Below are 15,770 nucleotides of genomic sequence, written 5' to 3' on the forward strand. Positions count from 1 at the left end.
CGCACTTTTCGTCCGACTCAGTGAGGTAGTTCGCTCATACGGTGGCTTGCATGTCCACCGATGCGGTCGGAGAACCGCTGAACATAACGACGCGGACCCCCGCAGGGGACCGCGTCGTGAGCTGTGTGGTGAGCCCGCGCGCCGGACGGCGTCAAGCGGCTGGGGCCTGTCGCTGTGCGGGCACCGACTTGTGGGGACGGCCGAGGCGCGCCTCGAGCCGGGGAAGGTCGACCCGCCCGTGACGGTCGGCCGCGTCCTCCCAGCCGACGGCGAGCAGCCGCAGCCGCTCCGCTTCGCTGAAACCTCCCCAGACCCCGTACGGCTCACGGATTGCCAGGGCGTGCGCGGCGCACTCGGCCCTGACCGGGCAGGCGCCGCACAGGTTCTTGGCTTTCGCCTCGCGGCGGTTGCGGGACGACCCGCGCTCGCCATCGGGGTGGAAGAACTGGGCACTGTCCCGGCCACGGCACAGACCGAGTCTCTGCCAGTCCCACAGGTCGGCGATGGGCCCGGGCAGTCTGCGAACGTTCGACATCAACACCCTCCTCCCGCGTGGCACCGCGGAGTGTTGTCAGAGAGAGCCTTGCTCAGGCCTGACGCGGGATTACCCCGGTGATCCCCGGCTCAACCCGACTTCGTCGATGTCATCTGCGGGCGTATCCCACTGCGGCCGTAACTCGTACCTATCTTTCCCGTTTTTTCCATCTAAAGCGCGTAATGCTGCGGCCCTCGCGTGATCTCCTCTGAGAGAGAAGGAGGATCACTGTGCGTACCGTCCTCGTGTGCGTCCGTACCCCGCTGGCGGCCCAGACCGTCGCGTCCACCGCGGCCCGGCTCGGCATGACCGGCGTCGTCCGGACCGCGGTCAGCGAGACCGAGGCCATGATCCGACTGGCTGAAAGGCCTGCCGAGGTCGTCCTGGCCGACACCGCCGTGACCCGTCCCGACAGCGTCGGTTTCACCCGTCGCGTTCTGGCCCGAGCCCCGCAGGCACAGTTGGTGCTCTTCGGCGCCGAAGACCCCAGGGTCGCGGCGGCGGCAGTCGCCGCCGGCGCCCGTGGTGTCATCCGCGGCGTCGAGCATGACCTGGTCAGCGTCGTCGCCAAGGCCCTGCTGCTCCTCCTGCTCCCGGTCCGTCCGGCGGGCATGCCGATCAACGGGGCGAACGCCCAACCGGCCACGGTCGCCGGTGGGGCACGCAACACCAATTCGACCGTGGGCCGTAGCGGCTACCGGGACGGTGTGCAGATGACCGCGGCCAACGCCGCCTCGGTCCCGGCCATGCTGGGCCCGAACGCGCCGATGGTCCCGGCGCAGCGCGGCGACGCACCGATCGACCCGGCAACGGGCCGCCCGATGGTCGCGTGGCCGGGCAACGAAGCCGGCGTAGGCGTGGCCGAGGCCCAGCCCACCGGCCGCCGCCTGACCCTGACCGAACGTGAGCTCCAGGTCCTGCGGGGAATGGCCGACGGCAAGTCCAACGCCGAGATCGGCCGAGAGCTCTTCGTCTCCGAGGACACGGTCAAAACCCACGCCCGCCGCCTCTTCCGCAAGCTGGGCGCCCGAGACCGAGCCCACGCAGTAGCAGCAGGCTTCCGAGCAGGCTTAGTCGCCTAGCCCACCGTCAAGCGTTGGCGCGAGTCCAGTTGTCGGCGCGACTTCAAGAGTTAGCGCAACCCAAAGGGCCTTAACGGCAACCCAAAGGGCCTTAACGGCAACCCAAAGGGCCTTAACCGCAACCACCCGCATTTCGCCCGTCGATGACTTGGGCGCGAAAAAGTGCCAGGCGAAGCCGAGGTGCTTTTTCGCGCCCAAGTCATCGACCGCCCTTAGGGCGAAATGCCGGAGGAGCGAAGCGACGACCAGCAGCTCAGCAGCCGCATGCACCCAGCAAAACCAAGTCAGCCCGGCACACAACCAGCTCAAACCCGGTGGGTCGGAGCTCAAACCCGGTGGGTCGGAGCTCAAACCCGGTGGGTCGAAGCTCACCCCCGATGCTCAAACCCAACCTCAACTGCCGGAGTCGTCAGTCCCCTCGGCAAGCGTGTCGTGCACCCCGTCCGCATACCCCCGGGCATATTCCCACGTGACGTAATGGTCCGGATCCGGATCGTAAGCAGGCTCGTGCACCCGAGGCCGTCCGCTGGTGAGTAAATGGCGCAGATTGCCCCGCAGCAAATCCCAGTCGAAGTAGTGCGGCTCGTGGCAGTCCTCACACTCGATGACCAGGCCACGAATGCCCGTCGGGCTGAGGAGTGCCTGGTAGACCTCGAGGTCGCTGAGGTCCTCGAGGACGTCCTGCCGCTCGGCCTCGGTCAGCGGGTCGTTCTCGGCGTCCTCACTCGGATCGTCGAGTCCCGCGGCCGGGTCGGCGGGATCCCCGTTGAACGGGTCGATGGGTTCGTCCTGCACCCCGTAACCGTACCCACATCCTCTCCGTCTGTGCTGGCCCCGGACCGCTTGTCCGCCCGGCGGCCGAGCGCGGGGCGATGGGTAGGATGAACAATCTCCGCCTCCTCCTCCCGACAAGGATGATCTGTGGACGTCGACTCCGCCCGTACCGTGCCGCTCGGACTCACCTTCGACGATGTCCTGCTTCAGCCAGGTGAGTCGGATGTCGTGCCCAGCCGGGTCAACACGATCACCCGGCTCACCCGCGACATCGAGCTGGCCATCCCGCTGCTGTCCAGCGCGATGGACACGGTCACCGAGGCGCGCATGGCGATCGCCATGGCCCGCGAGGGTGGCATCGGGGTGCTGCACCGCAACCTCTCCGCCGAGGACCAGGCGACCCAGGTCGATCTCGTGAAGCGTTCCGAGTCCGGCATGATCACCAACCCGGTCACCTGCAGCCCGGACGACACCTTGCAGCAGGTCGACCAGCTTTGCGGCCGGTACCGCATCTCCGGTGTGCCGGTGGTGGACGGCGACGGCACTCTCGTGGGCATCGTCACCAACCGTGATATGCGTTTCGTCACTGATCACAGCGTGAAGGTGCGCGAGGTGATGACCCGCACGCCGCTGATCACCGCGCCGGTGGGGGTCAGCAAGGAGGACGCGCTCAGCCTGCTGCAGCGGCACAAGGTGGAGAAGCTGCCGCTGGTCGACGACGGCGGCCGGCTGCGCGGGCTGATCACGGTCAAGGACTTCGCGAAGAGCGAGCAGTACCCGCTCGCGACGAAGGATCCGCAGGGCCGGCTCCGGGTCGCGGCCGCGATCGGTGTGGGTGACGAGTCGTACAAGCGGGCTCGCGGGCTGATCGACGCCGGCGTCGACGTGATCATCGTGGACACCTCGCACGGCCACCAGCGCCAGGTGCTCGACATGATCGCCCGGCTGAAGAAGGACACGAGCACCAACATCATCGGCGGCAACGTGGCGACCTACGCGGGCGCCAAGGCGATGGCGGAGGCGGGCGCCGACGCGGTGAAGGTCGGTGTCGGTCCGGGCGCCATCTGCACCACCCGGATCGTGGCTGGTGTCGGCGTCCCGCAGATCACCGCGGTGATGGAGGCGACCCGGGCCTGCAAGCCGGTCGGTGTGCCGGTGATCGCGGACGGCGGCGTTCAATACTCGGGCGACATCGCGAAGGCGATCGTGGCCGGCGCCGATTCGGTGATGCTCGGCGGTCTGCTGGCCGGCTGTGAGGAGAGCCCCGGCGACCTGATCTTCGTCAACGGCAAGCAGTACAAGGCGTACCGGGGGATGGGTTCGCTGGGCGCGATGCAGTCGCGCGGTCAGGCCAAGTCGTACTCGAAGGACCGCTACTTCCAGCAGGATGTGCCGGAGGAGAAGCTGGTTCCGGAGGGCGTCGAGGGTCAGGTGCCCTATCGTGGTCCGTTGTCCCGTGTCGCCCAGCAGCTGGTGGGCGGTCTTCGTCTCGCTATGGGTTACGCGGGCGCGGAGACCATCCCCGACTTGCAGGAGCGCGGGCAGCTCATCAGGATTACCGCGGCCGGTCTCAAGGAGAGCCACCCGCACGACATCCAGATGACCGTCGAAGCGCCGAACTACCACACCCGCTAAGAAGAGGTACGAGTCATGCGTGATGTCGTCGAGATCGGACAGGGTAAGACCGCGCAGCGCGGCTATCACCTCGACGACATCGCGATCGTGCCGAGCCGGCGCACCCGCGACGTCGAGGACGTGTCGACGGAGTGGAAGCTGGACGCCTACCCGTTCAAGATCCCGTGTGTGGCGCATCCGTCCGACGCGACGATGAGCCCCGACTCGGTGATCGCCCTGGGCCGGCTCGGCGGTCTCGGCGTGCTCAACGCCGAGGGCCTGTGGACCCGCTACGAGGACCCGACCAGCGTCCTCGCCGAGCTGGCGAAGCTCGACGAGGAGGCGGACGCCACCCAGCGGCTGCAGGAGGTCTACACCGAGCCGATCAAGCCGCACCTGATCGCCGAGCGGGTCCGTGCGATCCGCGAGGGCGGCGTGACCGTCGCGGTCCGGGTGTCGCCGCAGCACACGCTGGCCTTGGCCCCGGTGGTGCTGGACGCGGGCGTGGACCTGCTCGTCATCCAGGGCAGCCTGGTCAGCGCCGAGCATGTGAGCACCACGGACGAGCCGCTGAACCTCAAGGAGTTCATCGCCGACCTGGACCTGCCGGTGATCGTCGGCGGGTGCACCGACTACAAGACGGCCTTGCACCTGATGCGGACCGGCGCGGCCGGCGTGATCATCGGCGTGGGCGCGGACGAGTGGTCGACCACCGACACGGTGCTGGGCATCCGGGTGCCGATGGCGTCCGCGATCGCCGACGCCGCCGCGGCCCGGCGTGACTACCTGGACGAGACCGGCGGCCGGTACGTCCACCTGATCGCCGACGGTGGCATCCAGACCAGCGGTGACATCGCCAAGGCGATCGGCTGCGGTGCGGACGCCGTGATGCTGGGCGAGCCGCTGTCGCTGGCCGAGGGCGCGCCGGCCGGTGGCGCCTGGTGGCATTCGGCGGCCAGCCACCCGTTGTTGCCGCGTGGCGGGTTCTGCATCGCCGGCGAGCCGGACGGCACGCTGGAGGAGCTGCTGTACGGCCCGGCTAACCGCCCCGACGGCCAGCTGAACCTCTTCGGCGGCTTGAAACGCGCGATGGCCAAGTGCGGCTACCACGATGTGAAGGAATTCCAGAAGGTCGGCCTGGTCCTGGACCGCTGAGGGTCTTTCGGCCGGCTTCCGGTCGGCGCACGTACTGTCGGGCGATGCGACGACAGGTGATCGCGGCCGCGATGGTGCTGCTGGTGGCCGGCTGCACCTCCGATAAGGCGCCGGTAAAGCCCACACCGGGAGAGCCCACACCGGGAAAGCCCACGCCGGCCGCTGGGGAACCCGGCGCCGCGGGGATCGGCGACCCGTACTTCCCGACTTCCGGCAACGGCGGGTACGACGTCGGCGGCTACGACCTGAAGCTGCGCTACGACCCGAAGACCGGGCAGCTCGGCGGGGCGGCCACGATCACCGCGACGGCGACGCAGGACCTGTCCAGCTTCAACCTCGACCTGTCCGGGCTCACCGCGAGCGCGGTGACGGTCGACGGCGCGCCCGCCCGGCATGCCGCGAAGGGCGCCGAGCTGGTCGTCACGCCCGGCACGGCGATCGCCCGGACCGCACGGTTCACCGCGGTGGTCGAGTACGCGGGCACGCCGGGCAGGCTCGGTGACGGCGGCTGGCTGCGTACCCCGGACGGGGGTTTTGTTCTGGGTCAGCCGGAGTCGGCGAGCGCGTGGTTCCCGGTGAACGACCATCCCGCCGACAAGGCCACGTTCCGGCTGGCGATGACCGTGCCGGACGGCGTCGAGGCGATCAGCAACGGGGTGCCCGGCGAGCGGCCGAGCGCCGGCGGCTGGACCACCTGGACGTGGAGCGAGGCGGCGCCGCTGGCCTCCTACCTGTCGTTCGTGGCGATCGGCCAGTACCGGGTCGAGTCGGGCACGCACAACGGCAAGCCGATGGTGATCGCGATCCCGGAGACGCTGCCCGCCGACGGTCCCGCAGCGAAGTCGCTGGGCCGGACCGCCGAGGTGGCCGACTTCCTCGCGACGCAGTTCGGCCCGTACCCGTTCGACGCGTACGGCGGGGTGGTGCTCGACGACGAGCGGGTGCGCTACGCGTTGGAGACCCAGTCCCGGCCGGTGTACGGCGGGACGTTCTTCGCCGGTGGCCAGAACTCCGGCGTGGTCGCGCACGAGCTCGCCCACCAGTGGTTCGGCGACAGTGTGGCGCTGGAACGCTGGGAGGACATCTGGCTCAACGAGGGCTTCGCCACGTACGCGGAGTGGCTGTGGGCCGAGCATCAGGGCCAGACCACCGCGCAGGCCCTCTTCGACCGCCGGTACGACGGTTTCGACTGGGCGGAGCCACCCGGCCGGCCCGGCGCGGAGGGGATCTTCGGGACGCCGGTCTACGAGCGCGGCGGGATGACGGTGCACGCGCTCCGCCGGACGATCGGCGACGAGGCGTTCTTCGGACTGCTGAAGTCGTGGCCGGCCGAGCACAAGGACGGCAACGCGACCACGGCCGACTTCATCGCCGCGGCGGAGAAGGCGGCCGGCGGCAAGGACCTGGCGAAGTTCTTCCAGGACTGGCTTTACGGGACCGCCCAGCCACCCAGACCCTGACGGCTATCGGTGCTTGAGCTGGGGATGCGCGGCCAGGTACGGCCCGGGGCGGTCCGCCGCGACCGCCTTGATGAAGTCCCGGCCGAGCGGCAGCAGCTGTTCCCCGAGGTACCCGCTGCCGTTGCCGACCGAGTCGCCGGGCAGCGTGACCATGGTGATCCCGCCGGGCTTGAGGTTGCGCAGGGCGTACGCGAACTCGGCCGGGCTCCGCGCGCCGGTGTACTGCATCGTCTCGCCGAGCGCCTGGATGACCGCCTCCAGCTTGGTGGTGTCGGTGGCCAGCCCGTCGTTCATCGCCTTGGTGAGCAGGGCGGTCACGAGTTGCCGCTGGTGGCGCTGCCGGTCGTAGTCGCCGTTCTTCAGCCCGTACCGCTGCCGGGCGTAGTCGATCGCCTGCCAGCCTTTGAGAGTCCGCACGCCGGGCAGGTAGGTGGCCTGCGGCCCGGTGTACCCGCCACCGCCGCGCTTGAGGGTGCGTAGCGAGCCGTCCGGCCGCCGGTGCTGGGACTGGACCTTGGTGTCGATGCGCAGGGTGACGCCGCCGAGGGCGTCGGTGAGCTTGCTGAGCCCGTCGAAGGTCAGCACGGCGCCGGCGTCGAACGACTTGATCCCGGTGTACCGGGAGATCGTGCGGCTCAGCAGGTCGTACCCCTGCTTGGCGTTGGGTTTTTTGGAGCCGGAGACCCGCGAACCGCGACTCATCGCCTCGGTGATCTTGAAGCGACCGCCGGCGAACCCGGCGGCGGGGAAGGCCGGCATCTGCACGCGCAGGTCACGCGGCAGCGAGTAGAGGTAACCGCTCTCCAGGCCCGGCTCCAGGTGCAGCAGCATGATCGTGTCGGCGTGCGGCTCCCAGTCCGGAACGCTGACCCGGGTGTCGACGCCGATCAGCAGCAGATCGAGCGGGCCGTCGATGTCCGCGCCGGGCGACGGGGCCGGACTGGCCGAGGCCGGCGCGGACGAGGGCGTCACCGGAGTCGACGGCGCGGCGGCGGGCGGGTCGTCGCTGTCGCGTCCGGCCAGCGCGAACGCGACCCCGGCGCCGACCAGCACCAGCACGACCGCGACGGCCGCGAGGATGATTCGCTTCCTCGTCACGGCTGAGAGAGTAGTTCACCCGGCGCAACTTGATCGCTCCCGAATGCGCACGGTCTCGGCCGCCGAGTCCGCCGAACCTTCTGGCATGCGGGTTGTGACGAGTGTTCTGGCAGGTCTGGTGCTGGCGACGACGGTCTCGACGCCGGCGGCATACGCCGCCGAAGAGCCGGTGGGCCTGGTCATCGGCGTGCGCGGGCAGGTGGATCTCCCGGCCGAGGCCACTGCGACGGGTACGCTGCCCGGCGCGCTCACGGTTGACGTCCCCCGCGGCGAGGTCACCGAGGTGGCCGAGGAACTCCGCGCCGACCCCGACGTCGCGTACGTGGAACCGGACCACATCGCCCACGCCGCTGCCGTCGTCACCCCCAACGACCCCTACTACCCGCAGCAGTGGGGCATCGCCAAGACCCGGGTGAACACCGCCTGGACGGCCACCCGTGGCTCGACGCTGATCACCGTCGCGGTGGTGGACACCGGCGTGAAGCGCATCACGGACTTCGGCGCCCGGCTGCTGCCTGGCTACGACTTCGTCAACAAGGACAGCGACCCGACCGACGACGACGGCCACGGGACGATGACCGCCCAGGTGATCGGCGCGAGCGCGAACAACCACGTCGGCGTCACCGGGATCTGCTGGAGCTGCCGGATCCTCCCGGTCAAGGTGCTGGGCGCCGGCGGCATCGGTTCGTACTCGGACATCGCCGCCGGCATCCGGTACGCCGCCGACCGCGGCGCCGACGTCATCAACCTGTCGCTCGGCGGCGCCGCGGACAGCCGGCTGATGCGCGACGCGGTGGCGTACGCGACCAGCAAGAACGCCGTGGTCATCGCCGCGGCCGGCAACGAGGGCAGCGCCGCACCGCACTACCCGGCGGCGATCCCCAGCGTGCTCGCCGTCGGCGCGTCCACCCCCGGCGACGCCCGCTACCCCTGGTCCAACTACGGCGCCTCCTGGGTCGACCTGGCCGCGCCCGGTTGCAACCCGGCCGTGAACCTGGCCGGCGTGCTGAGCGACTTCTGCGGCACCTCGTCGTCCACCCCGTTCGCGTCCGGCGTCGCGGCGCTGCTCGCCACGGCCAGGCCCGGCGTCACCCCGGCGAAGATCCGCGACGTGCTCACCGCGACCTCGGTGAAACTGGCCGGGAACTGGCTGGCCGCCTCGTCCGGCAGGATCGACGCGGCCGCGGCCGTCGGCACGGTCCGCGGGCTGGCGATCGACCAGGCCGGGCCGGTCGTACGCGTCACCCGCGCGGCGGCGAGCGGCGCCCGCGTTGCCAAGACCACGCCGTTCGGGGTGGCGGCCACCGACCCGTCCGGGGTGACGCGGCTCGAGCTGATCATCAACGGCAAGATCACTCAGCGGTACGCCGGTCGGGCGTACGTCTTCGCCGTGCCGGTCTGGAAGTTCGGCAAGGTCGTCCGGGTGCAGGCGAGGGCCTACGACCGGTTCGGCAACGCCCGGCTCACCCCGACCCGGACCTGGTACCGCTGACGTCGGTAAACTCGCTGGCCATGACGACCCCCAGGCCCGTGCTCGTTGTCGACTTCGGCGCGCAATACGCCCAGCTCATCGCCCGCCGGGTGCGCGAGGCGCGGGTCTACTCGGAGATCGTGCCGCATTCGATGCCGGCCGCCGAGATGCTCGCCAAGAACCCGGCCGCGATCATCCTGTCCGGCGGACCGTCCAGTGTGTACGAACCGGGCGCCCCCGACCTGGACGCCGGTGTCTTCGACAGCGAGGTGCCGGTCTTCGGAATCTGCTACGGATTCCAGGCGATGGCCCAGGCACTCGGCGGCACGGTGGCGCACACCGGCGCCCGCGAGTACGGCCGGACCCACCTCACCACCCAGGCCGGCACGCTGCTGCGCGACCTGCCCGACAGCCTGCCGGTGTGGATGAGCCACGGCGACAGCGTGACCGTCGCCCCGGCGGGCTTCATGGTCACCGCGTCGTCCGGCGGTGCCCCGGTGGCCGCCTTCGAAAACCTGTCGGCCCGGCGGGCCGGTGTGCAGTTCCACCCCGAGGTGGCGCACACCCAGCAGGGCCAGCGGATGCTGGAGCGGTTCCTCTACGACATCGCCGGCCTGACGCCGGACTGGACGCCCACCAACATCATCGACGACCAGGTCGCTGCCATCCGCGCGAAGGTCGGCGACAAGCAGGTGATCTGCGGGCTGTCCGGCGGCGTCGACTCGGCGGTCGCCGCGGCGCTCGTCCACAAGGCCGTCGGCGACCAGCTGACCTGCGTCTTCGTCGACCACGGGCTGCTGCGCGCGGGCGAGGCCGAGCAGGTGGAGAAGGACTACGTCGCCGCCACCGGCATCCGGCTCAAAGTGGTGGACGCGGCCGACCAGTTCCTGAGTTTCTTGAAAGACGTCGAGGACCCGGAGCAGAAGCGCAAGATCATCGGCCGGGAGTTCATCCGGGTCTTCGAGCAGGCCGCCCGCGAACTGGACGCCGAACGGAACGTCGAGTTCCTGGTGCAGGGCACCCTCTACCCGGACGTGGTGGAATCCGGGGGCGGCACCGGCACGGCCAACATCAAGAGCCACCACAACGTCGGCGGGCTCCCGGACGACCTGCAGTTCGCGCTCGTCGAGCCGCTGCGCACGCTGTTCAAGGACGAGGTGCGGACGATCGGCGCGGAGCTCGGCCTGCCGGAGGAGATCGTCCAGCGGCACCCGTTCCCCGGTCCGGGCCTGGCGATCCGGATCATCGGCGCGGTGTCGAAGGACCGCCTCGACATCCTGCGGGCGGCCGACCTGATCGCCCGGGAGGAGCTCACCGCGGCCGGCCTCGACCGGGACGTGTGGCAGTTCCCAGTAGTGCTGCTGGCCGATGTGCGCAGCGTGGGCGTGCAGGGCGACGGCCGGACGTACGGGCACCCGGTGGTGCTGCGGCCGGTCTCCAGCGAGGACGCGATGACCGCCGACTGGTCCCGGCTGCCCTACGACCTGATCGCCAAGATCTCGACCCGTATCACCAACGAGGTACCCGAGGTCAACCGCGTCGTGCTGGACGTCACTTCTAAGCCGCCGGGAACGATCGAGTGGGAGTAGGCGGCTCGTCCGTCACGCTCGGGCCGTCCTCCTCGGGCATCAGGAACCACATGATGGGGTACGCCAGGAGGGCCACACCCCAGGTCAGGACTGTTGCCACGGCGAAAGCTACGCGGATCAGGACCGGGTCTACGGTGAAGTAGCGGCCTACGCCGCTGCAGACGCCTGCGACGATTCGGTCGTCGAGGGGGCGGCGGAGTTGCTTGTAGGGAGTCACGGTCGGTGTCGTCATGTGTCTACGGTGCGCTTGTGCAGGGCCCCAGAACCTCGGTGATGGCCCGGATCTGAACCCTGATTCTTGGCCCTTACAGCAGGTGACGGGTTGTGTGCGTAACGCAGGTCACAGCGCTCTGACCTGCGATTACATAGCGCGACCGCTCTGTCAGGAATCCGACAGACGATCTCTGGAGGTAACACAATCCGGGCACAATTCAGCCCTGTGACCCCCGCACTGGAACCCTTACGCCGGATCGCCGCGTACGCCGTCTGCACGGACGCGGACGGTCGCGTGCTGCTCGTCCGGGCCTCGAGCCGCTCCGGCACCCCCGGAGTCTGGTCGCTGCCCGGCGGCGCCGTCGATCACGGTGAGGACCCGAACCACACCGTCGTCCGCGAGACCGCGGCGGAAACCGGGCTGTCCGTCGCCGTCACCGGGCTGAGCGACGTGCTGGCCGACATGCGCTCGGTGCCGCACCGAGGCGTCACCATCCACACCGACCGGCTCCTCTACCGGGTCTCGGTGCGCGGCGGCACCCTCGTCGACCGGGTCGGCCACCCCACCGACCTGGCCCGCTGGGTGGACCCGGCGGAGGCGGCGAAACTGAAGCTGCGCCCGTTCACCGCGGCGGCGCTCGGCGTTCCCGCCGAGTCGGCCGACCTGCGGCCGGAGGAGGCGCCCGACTTCCCGTCCTTCTACGCCTACCCGGGACCGGACGGCCTGCACCGGGCCCAGCGCTTCGCGGCCTACGCGATCGCCACCGACCCGTACGAGAACATCCTGCTCACCCGCATCGCGCCGGGCTATCCGGGCGAGGGCCGCTGGCACCTGCCGGGCGGCGGCACCGACTACGGCGAGCAGCCCGGCACCGCGCTGATCCGCGAGCTCGTCGAGGAGACCGGTCAGCGCGGCCGCATCATCGAACTACTGGGCGTGGCCAGCCACCGTGACGCAGCGTCGCTGGGCCCGGAGGGCTACCCGATCGACTGGCACGGGGTGCGCGCCTTCTACCGCGTGGTCGTCGAGCGGCCCACCGAGGTCCGCGTCGGCGACGTCGGCGGCTCCACGTCGGAGGCCTGCTGGATGGCCCTCAAGGAGGTCGGTGACCTCTCGCCGGACTCCCTCACCGAGGTGACGGCCGAGGCTCTGCACGCGGCACGCCTAATCTAGGACCGGTGAAGATTCGACAGGTCGGCGTCTATGGGCTGGCTCGCGACGCCGAGGGCCGGTACCTGACCTCGGCGGCCGGCACGCTGCCCGGTGGGCTGGTGCCGCAGGGCGAGCACCCCGACGAGGCGGTGGTCCGGCTGGTCGGCGAGCAGACCGGTTCGGGCGTACGCATCACGGGTCTGCTCGAAGTCTCTTCCGCAGTCGTCGATCACGTGCACACCGACCGCATCCTCTACTCGCTGGCCGGCTCCTTCACCGGGACGGCTTCCGGCATTCCGCTTTATCCGGACGAAAGACCGGTTGAGGCCGTCGAACGGCGGGTACAACGCTTCGGTGCGTACGCCGTGGCGCGTGACCCGGACGGCCGGGTGCTGCTCACCAAGATCGCGGCCGGCTATCCCGGCGCCGGGCTCTGGCACCTGCCCGGCGGCGGCACCGACCACGGCGAGACGCCCGAGCAGGGACTGACCCGGGAGTTCGCCGAGGAGACCTCGCAGCACGGCCGCATCACCGGCCTGCTCCGCACCGCGCACCGCTACACACCGGCCGAACTGGGCCCGGAGGGAGTGCCGATGGACTGGCACGTCATCCGGGTGCTGTTCAGCGTCACGGTGGACCGGCCGACCGTTCCGGTGGTCACCGAACAGGGCGGATCCACCGAGGCGGCGGCCTGGTTCCGGCCCTCGGAACTGTCCGACCTTCCGCTCACCGAGGTCGCCCGCGAAGCGGTGGGAGACCCGGCATTGGCGTGATCAGTTAAACTCGTCACAGGGAGAGGGCGTCGTACCGCACGAGAGCTGGACGGTCTCGCCGAGATCAATCGGCTGTGCAATGGTGTAATCCGCCAAATTCAGAGCACCCCCCATTCAGCACCCCGAACCCCACTTGGAGGACACACGTGGCGCGAACCCCCTGGCGCCGGCGACGTACGACTGACAGTCCACGTCCCGCCGGGCGTCGCTGGGCAGGCCGGCTGCGACGCGGCGGCACCGCCGCGCGTCAGGCACTGCTGGTTCGGGTCGGGCGCCGCTCGCAGGACGCGGGCCGCGCCGCCACCGCCACCCAGGCCGAGGTGATCTACACCGGCCTGGAGCCGATCGTCGCGCCCGCCCGCCTCGCGCTGCCACCCGCCTCCCCGGCGCCGGCACCCGCCGAGGCCGAGGTTGTCTCGCTGCTGCCCGGCGCACACACCGCGCGACGCAAGGCGTCCTTCGCGATCGTCAACGGCTGCACCCTCGCCAGCCTCGCGCTGGGCATGATGGCGATCATTCTCTCCATGCAGGGCGACGTGCGGCTGGCCGCCGCCTGCCTGGTCGCCTGCGTGGCCTTCGACGGCCTGGACGGCGCGCTGGCCCGCAAGCTGGGCGTCTCCAGCCCGTTCGGCGCCCAGATGGACTCGCTGGCCGACATGTGCTCGTTCGGCCTGGCCGCGCCCGTCGTGGTCTACGCCTCGCTGTCGCACAGCGTGCCCACCCCCGCCGCCGCGCTGGCCTGCGTGATGGTCGCCGGGTGCGCCGCGATCCGGCTGGCCCGCTTCAACGTCTCACCGAAGGACGGCAGGTTCTTCTCCGGCGTGCCGACCACGATGGCCGCCGCGGTACTGGCCCTCGCGGTCCTGATCGACCTGCCGATCCCCGGCCTGGCCCTGCTCGGCGGAGTGGCGCTGCTGGCCTTCGCGATGGTGTCGTCGTTCCCCTACGCGAAGCTGGCCCGGATCATCAAGCTCCCGCCATGGATGTGGCTGGTGCCCATCGTCGGCGCGCTGGTCGATCCGAGGCTGACGTTCGTCGGCCTGGTCGCCGCCTACCTGGTCAGCGGACCGCTGGTCTGGCTGAGGACGCGCCACACCGCCGTCTGACACGCGGCTGTTGCTCGAACCGGCCCGGACCGCAATGCGGTCTGGGCCGGTTCGCGTCTGGGCCGGTTGGCGACGATCGCGCCCGGTTCGCCGACGCCCGCGCCCTGAAGGCCTACGCCGGCGGCGGCTCCGGTCACCCGCCGCTCCGGCAGCACCCACCCAAGGGCGGCAACAAGCAACTCAAGCGGGCGTTCTTCCTCGCCGCGTTCGCCTCGCTATCCCATCCGCCATCGAGGGTCTACCACGACCGGAAACGCGCCGAGGGCAAGAAACACAACGCCGCCCTCATCTGCCTCGCCCGCCGCCGCGTCGACGTCCAGCACGCAATGTTCCGGACCAACACCCCGTATCAAGCGAAACCGGCGGACGAACTCCGCCTCGCAGCTTGACGAAACCATAGGGACACCCCCACCGAGGTGCGCGGGCGTGGGTGCGGGCGACCGCCCGGCGATCAGGTCACTTCCAGCGGGCGATGATCGAGCTGCCGCCGACGACCTTGTCGTTGACGGTGACCAGCGGGGTCGCGGCGCCGGCGGGCAGGTAGACGTCGGTGCGGGAACCGAAGCGGATCAGGCCCATCCGCTCGCCCTTGGCGACCAGCGTGCCGATCGGCGCGCGCTGCACGATGCGCCGGGCGATCAGACCGGTCCGCTGGGCGACCACCACGGTGCCGCGGTCGGTGTCCAGGACTGTGTACGCGGCCACGTTGTGCTCCGCCGCGGCGGACATCGCGGTCGCGTAGCCGCCCTCCTCGACGAAGTAGTCGGTCACCCGGCCGGCCACCGGCACCCGGTTGACGTGCACGTCCAGCACTGACAGGAAGACCGCGATGCGGAGGAACTCGCCGCCACCGAACCGGTCCTCGGTGACGTGCTCGACCGAGAGCACCCGGCCGTCGCTGGCCGCCACCACCGCGCGCGGGTCGGTCGGCACCTCGCGTTCCGGGTCGCGGAAGAACGCCGCCACCGGCGCCGCGGCCAGGGCCGGAATCAGCCACAGCCGGGACTGCGGGCGGGCTGCCCGGGCGGCCGCGGCCAGGCCGAGGGCGATCCCGGCGGCCACCACGCCGTTGGAGTCGATGTGCATCGTCCGGGTCACCGGGACGCTGGACGGGCGGTAGGCGGGCGCCAGGGTGGCGGCGGAGGCCGTGCCCGCGGGGTTGAAGCGCAGCTTGTGCACGCGTACCGGCGGGTTGTTGCGGACCACCAGGTCGGAACCGACCCCGAAGAGCGCGCTCTGCCGGAAGAGCTCGGCGGCCGCACCGCCGGTCTGGCCGGGCACCGCCGGGGTCGCCACCGTGACCACGGCGCCGTCGGACAGGTACTTGGCCAGGCCGTCGAGCTGGGCGCGGGCCTCCTCGGCGGTGCCGGTCATCGGCTCGCCGACGATCACCACGTCGGCCGGGTCGGCCTCGGCCAGGCTGTCCAGGATGCGGACCCGGTCGGCGACCCAGCTGCCCAGGCCGCCGATGTGGTCGCGGAGCAGGTCGGCGGTGCTGCGCTCGCCGGCGACCAGGGTCAGGGTGTCGCCGGGGAGCAGCGACTCGACCGCGGCGGCCACCACGGCCGACGAGTGGTCGGCGCCGACCACCAGGGCCGATCCGGCGACGGTGCGGCGGGCAAGCTCGGCGGTCAGTGCCCGGGCGGCGCGCTGGCCGATCCCGGCCACCGGCGCCGTGGAAACGGCGGGGAACGGCGTCATGACGGTTCGGGCCTCTCACGTCGTCGGACAACACCGCCGAGCATAT

At 70.6% G+C, this 15,770-nt stretch carries 14 protein-coding genes and 1 pseudogene; 10 read left to right on the forward strand and 5 right to left on the reverse strand.

What is annotated here, in order from left to right:
• Positions 1-151: 151 nt before the first annotated feature.
• A complete protein-coding gene (locus QSK31_RS18040) occupies positions 152-535 on the reverse strand; it encodes a WhiB family transcriptional regulator (RefSeq protein WP_285685272.1) in 384 nt (127 codons plus the stop codon).
• A gap of 230 nt (positions 536-765) precedes the next feature.
• Between QSK31_RS18040 and QSK31_RS18045 the strand changes: the two genes are divergently transcribed.
• Positions 766-1,617, forward strand: coding sequence for a helix-turn-helix transcriptional regulator (locus tag QSK31_RS18045; RefSeq protein ID WP_285685273.1), 852 nt, complete (start codon positions 766-768; stop codon positions 1,615-1,617).
• A gap of 393 nt (positions 1,618-2,010) precedes the next feature.
• Here QSK31_RS18045 and QSK31_RS18050 read toward each other — a convergent pair whose 3' ends face one another.
• On the reverse strand, positions 2,011-2,412 hold the full coding sequence (locus QSK31_RS18050) for a DUF5319 domain-containing protein (RefSeq protein ID WP_285685275.1): 402 nt from the start codon (positions 2,410-2,412) through the stop codon (positions 2,011-2,013).
• A 126-nt stretch (positions 2,413-2,538) separates the two neighbouring features.
• Between QSK31_RS18050 and guaB the strand changes: the two genes are divergently transcribed.
• Genes guaB through QSK31_RS18065 form a run of 3 tightly spaced genes read left to right on the forward strand, consistent with a single transcriptional unit; the run spans position 2,539 to position 6,620 of the window.
• Positions 2,539-4,026, forward strand: a complete 1,488-nt coding sequence (gene guaB / locus QSK31_RS18055) for an IMP dehydrogenase (RefSeq protein WP_285685276.1) — start codon at positions 2,539-2,541, stop codon at positions 4,024-4,026.
• 15 nt (positions 4,027-4,041) lie between these two features.
• Positions 4,042-5,160 carry a GuaB3 family IMP dehydrogenase-related protein gene (locus tag QSK31_RS18060; protein WP_285685277.1) on the forward strand — a complete coding sequence of 373 codons (1,119 nt, stop codon included), beginning with the start codon at positions 4,042-4,044 and terminating at the stop codon, positions 5,158-5,160.
• A gap of 44 nt (positions 5,161-5,204) precedes the next feature.
• Positions 5,205-6,620: a M1 family metallopeptidase gene (locus QSK31_RS18065; protein ID WP_285685278.1), complete on the forward strand. Its 1,416-nt coding sequence runs from the start codon at positions 5,205-5,207 to the stop codon at positions 6,618-6,620.
• A gap of 3 nt (positions 6,621-6,623) precedes the next feature.
• Here the strand turns inward: QSK31_RS18065 and QSK31_RS18070 are convergent, their stop codons facing one another.
• On the reverse strand, positions 6,624-7,718 hold the full coding sequence (locus tag QSK31_RS18070; RefSeq protein WP_285685279.1) for an LCP family protein: 1,095 nt from the start codon (positions 7,716-7,718) through the stop codon (positions 6,624-6,626).
• 85 nt (positions 7,719-7,803) lie between these two features.
• Between QSK31_RS18070 and QSK31_RS18075 the strand changes: the two genes are divergently transcribed.
• On the forward strand, positions 7,804-9,210 hold the full coding sequence (locus QSK31_RS18075) for a S8 family serine peptidase (protein WP_285685280.1): 1,407 nt from the start codon (positions 7,804-7,806) through the stop codon (positions 9,208-9,210).
• Positions 9,211-9,230: 20 nt separating this feature from the next.
• Positions 9,231-10,778, forward strand: a complete 1,548-nt coding sequence (guaA, locus tag QSK31_RS18080) for a glutamine-hydrolyzing GMP synthase (protein ID WP_285685281.1) — start codon at positions 9,231-9,233, stop codon at positions 10,776-10,778.
• Here the strand turns inward: guaA and QSK31_RS18085 are convergent.
• A complete protein-coding gene (locus QSK31_RS18085) occupies positions 10,747-11,010 on the reverse strand; it encodes a PspC domain-containing protein (protein WP_285685282.1) in 264 nt (87 codons plus the stop codon). The two genes, guaA and QSK31_RS18085, sit on opposite strands and share 32 nt — an antisense overlap.
• Positions 11,011-11,217: 207 nt before the next feature.
• Here QSK31_RS18085 and QSK31_RS18090 point away from each other — a divergent pair, with 207 nt between their 5' ends.
• From QSK31_RS18090 to QSK31_RS18105, 4 genes and pseudogenes are all read left to right on the forward strand, one after another.
• Positions 11,218-12,165, forward strand: coding sequence for an NUDIX hydrolase (locus QSK31_RS18090; RefSeq protein WP_285685283.1), 948 nt, complete (start codon positions 11,218-11,220; stop codon positions 12,163-12,165).
• A 5-nt stretch (positions 12,166-12,170) separates the two neighbouring features.
• Positions 12,171-12,917: an NUDIX hydrolase gene (locus QSK31_RS18095; protein ID WP_285685284.1), complete on the forward strand. Its 747-nt coding sequence runs from the start codon at positions 12,171-12,173 to the stop codon at positions 12,915-12,917.
• A 221-nt stretch (positions 12,918-13,138) separates the two neighbouring features.
• Positions 13,139-14,023, forward strand: coding sequence for a CDP-alcohol phosphatidyltransferase family protein (locus tag QSK31_RS18100; protein WP_285685405.1), 885 nt, complete (start codon positions 13,139-13,141; stop codon positions 14,021-14,023).
• Positions 14,024-14,109: 86 nt separating this feature from the next.
• Positions 14,110-14,412, forward strand: a pseudogene (locus QSK31_RS18105) (transposase); the annotation flags it as partial.
• 67 nt (positions 14,413-14,479) lie between these two features.
• On the opposite strand, the gene QSK31_RS18110 reads toward QSK31_RS18105, so the two are convergent.
• Positions 14,480-15,724 (reverse strand): phosphatidylserine decarboxylase, encoded by a 1,245-nt coding sequence (locus QSK31_RS18110; protein WP_285685285.1) that lies wholly within the window; start codon positions 15,722-15,724, stop codon positions 14,480-14,482.
• Positions 15,725-15,770 lie beyond the last annotated feature (46 nt).

This window comes from Actinoplanes sp. NBRC 103695 (genome assembly GCF_030269485.1).
Classification (GTDB): Bacteria; Actinomycetota; Actinomycetes; order Mycobacteriales; family Micromonosporaceae; genus Actinoplanes.

What these genes read in the sequence shown, in the direction of transcription:
- QSK31_RS18040 (WP_285685272.1), bottom strand. Translation starts at nt 535, where the DNA reads ATGTCGAACGTTCGCAGACTGCCCGGGCCCATCGCCGACCTGTGGGAC.
- QSK31_RS18060 (WP_285685277.1), top strand. Translation starts at nt 4,042, where the DNA reads ATGCGTGATGTCGTCGAGATCGGACAGGGTAAGACCGCGCAGCGCGGC.
- QSK31_RS18065 (WP_285685278.1), top strand. Translation starts at nt 5,205, where the DNA reads ATGCGACGACAGGTGATCGCGGCCGCGATGGTGCTGCTGGTGGCCGGC.
- QSK31_RS18075 (WP_285685280.1), top strand. Translation starts at nt 7,804, where the DNA reads ATGCGGGTTGTGACGAGTGTTCTGGCAGGTCTGGTGCTGGCGACGACG.
- guaA (WP_285685281.1), top strand. Translation starts at nt 9,231, where the DNA reads ATGACGACCCCCAGGCCCGTGCTCGTTGTCGACTTCGGCGCGCAATAC.
- QSK31_RS18085 (WP_285685282.1), bottom strand. Translation starts at nt 11,010, where the DNA reads ATGACGACACCGACCGTGACTCCCTACAAGCAACTCCGCCGCCCCCTC.
- QSK31_RS18110 (WP_285685285.1), bottom strand. Translation starts at nt 15,724, where the DNA reads ATGACGCCGTTCCCCGCCGTTTCCACGGCGCCGGTGGCCGGGATCGGC.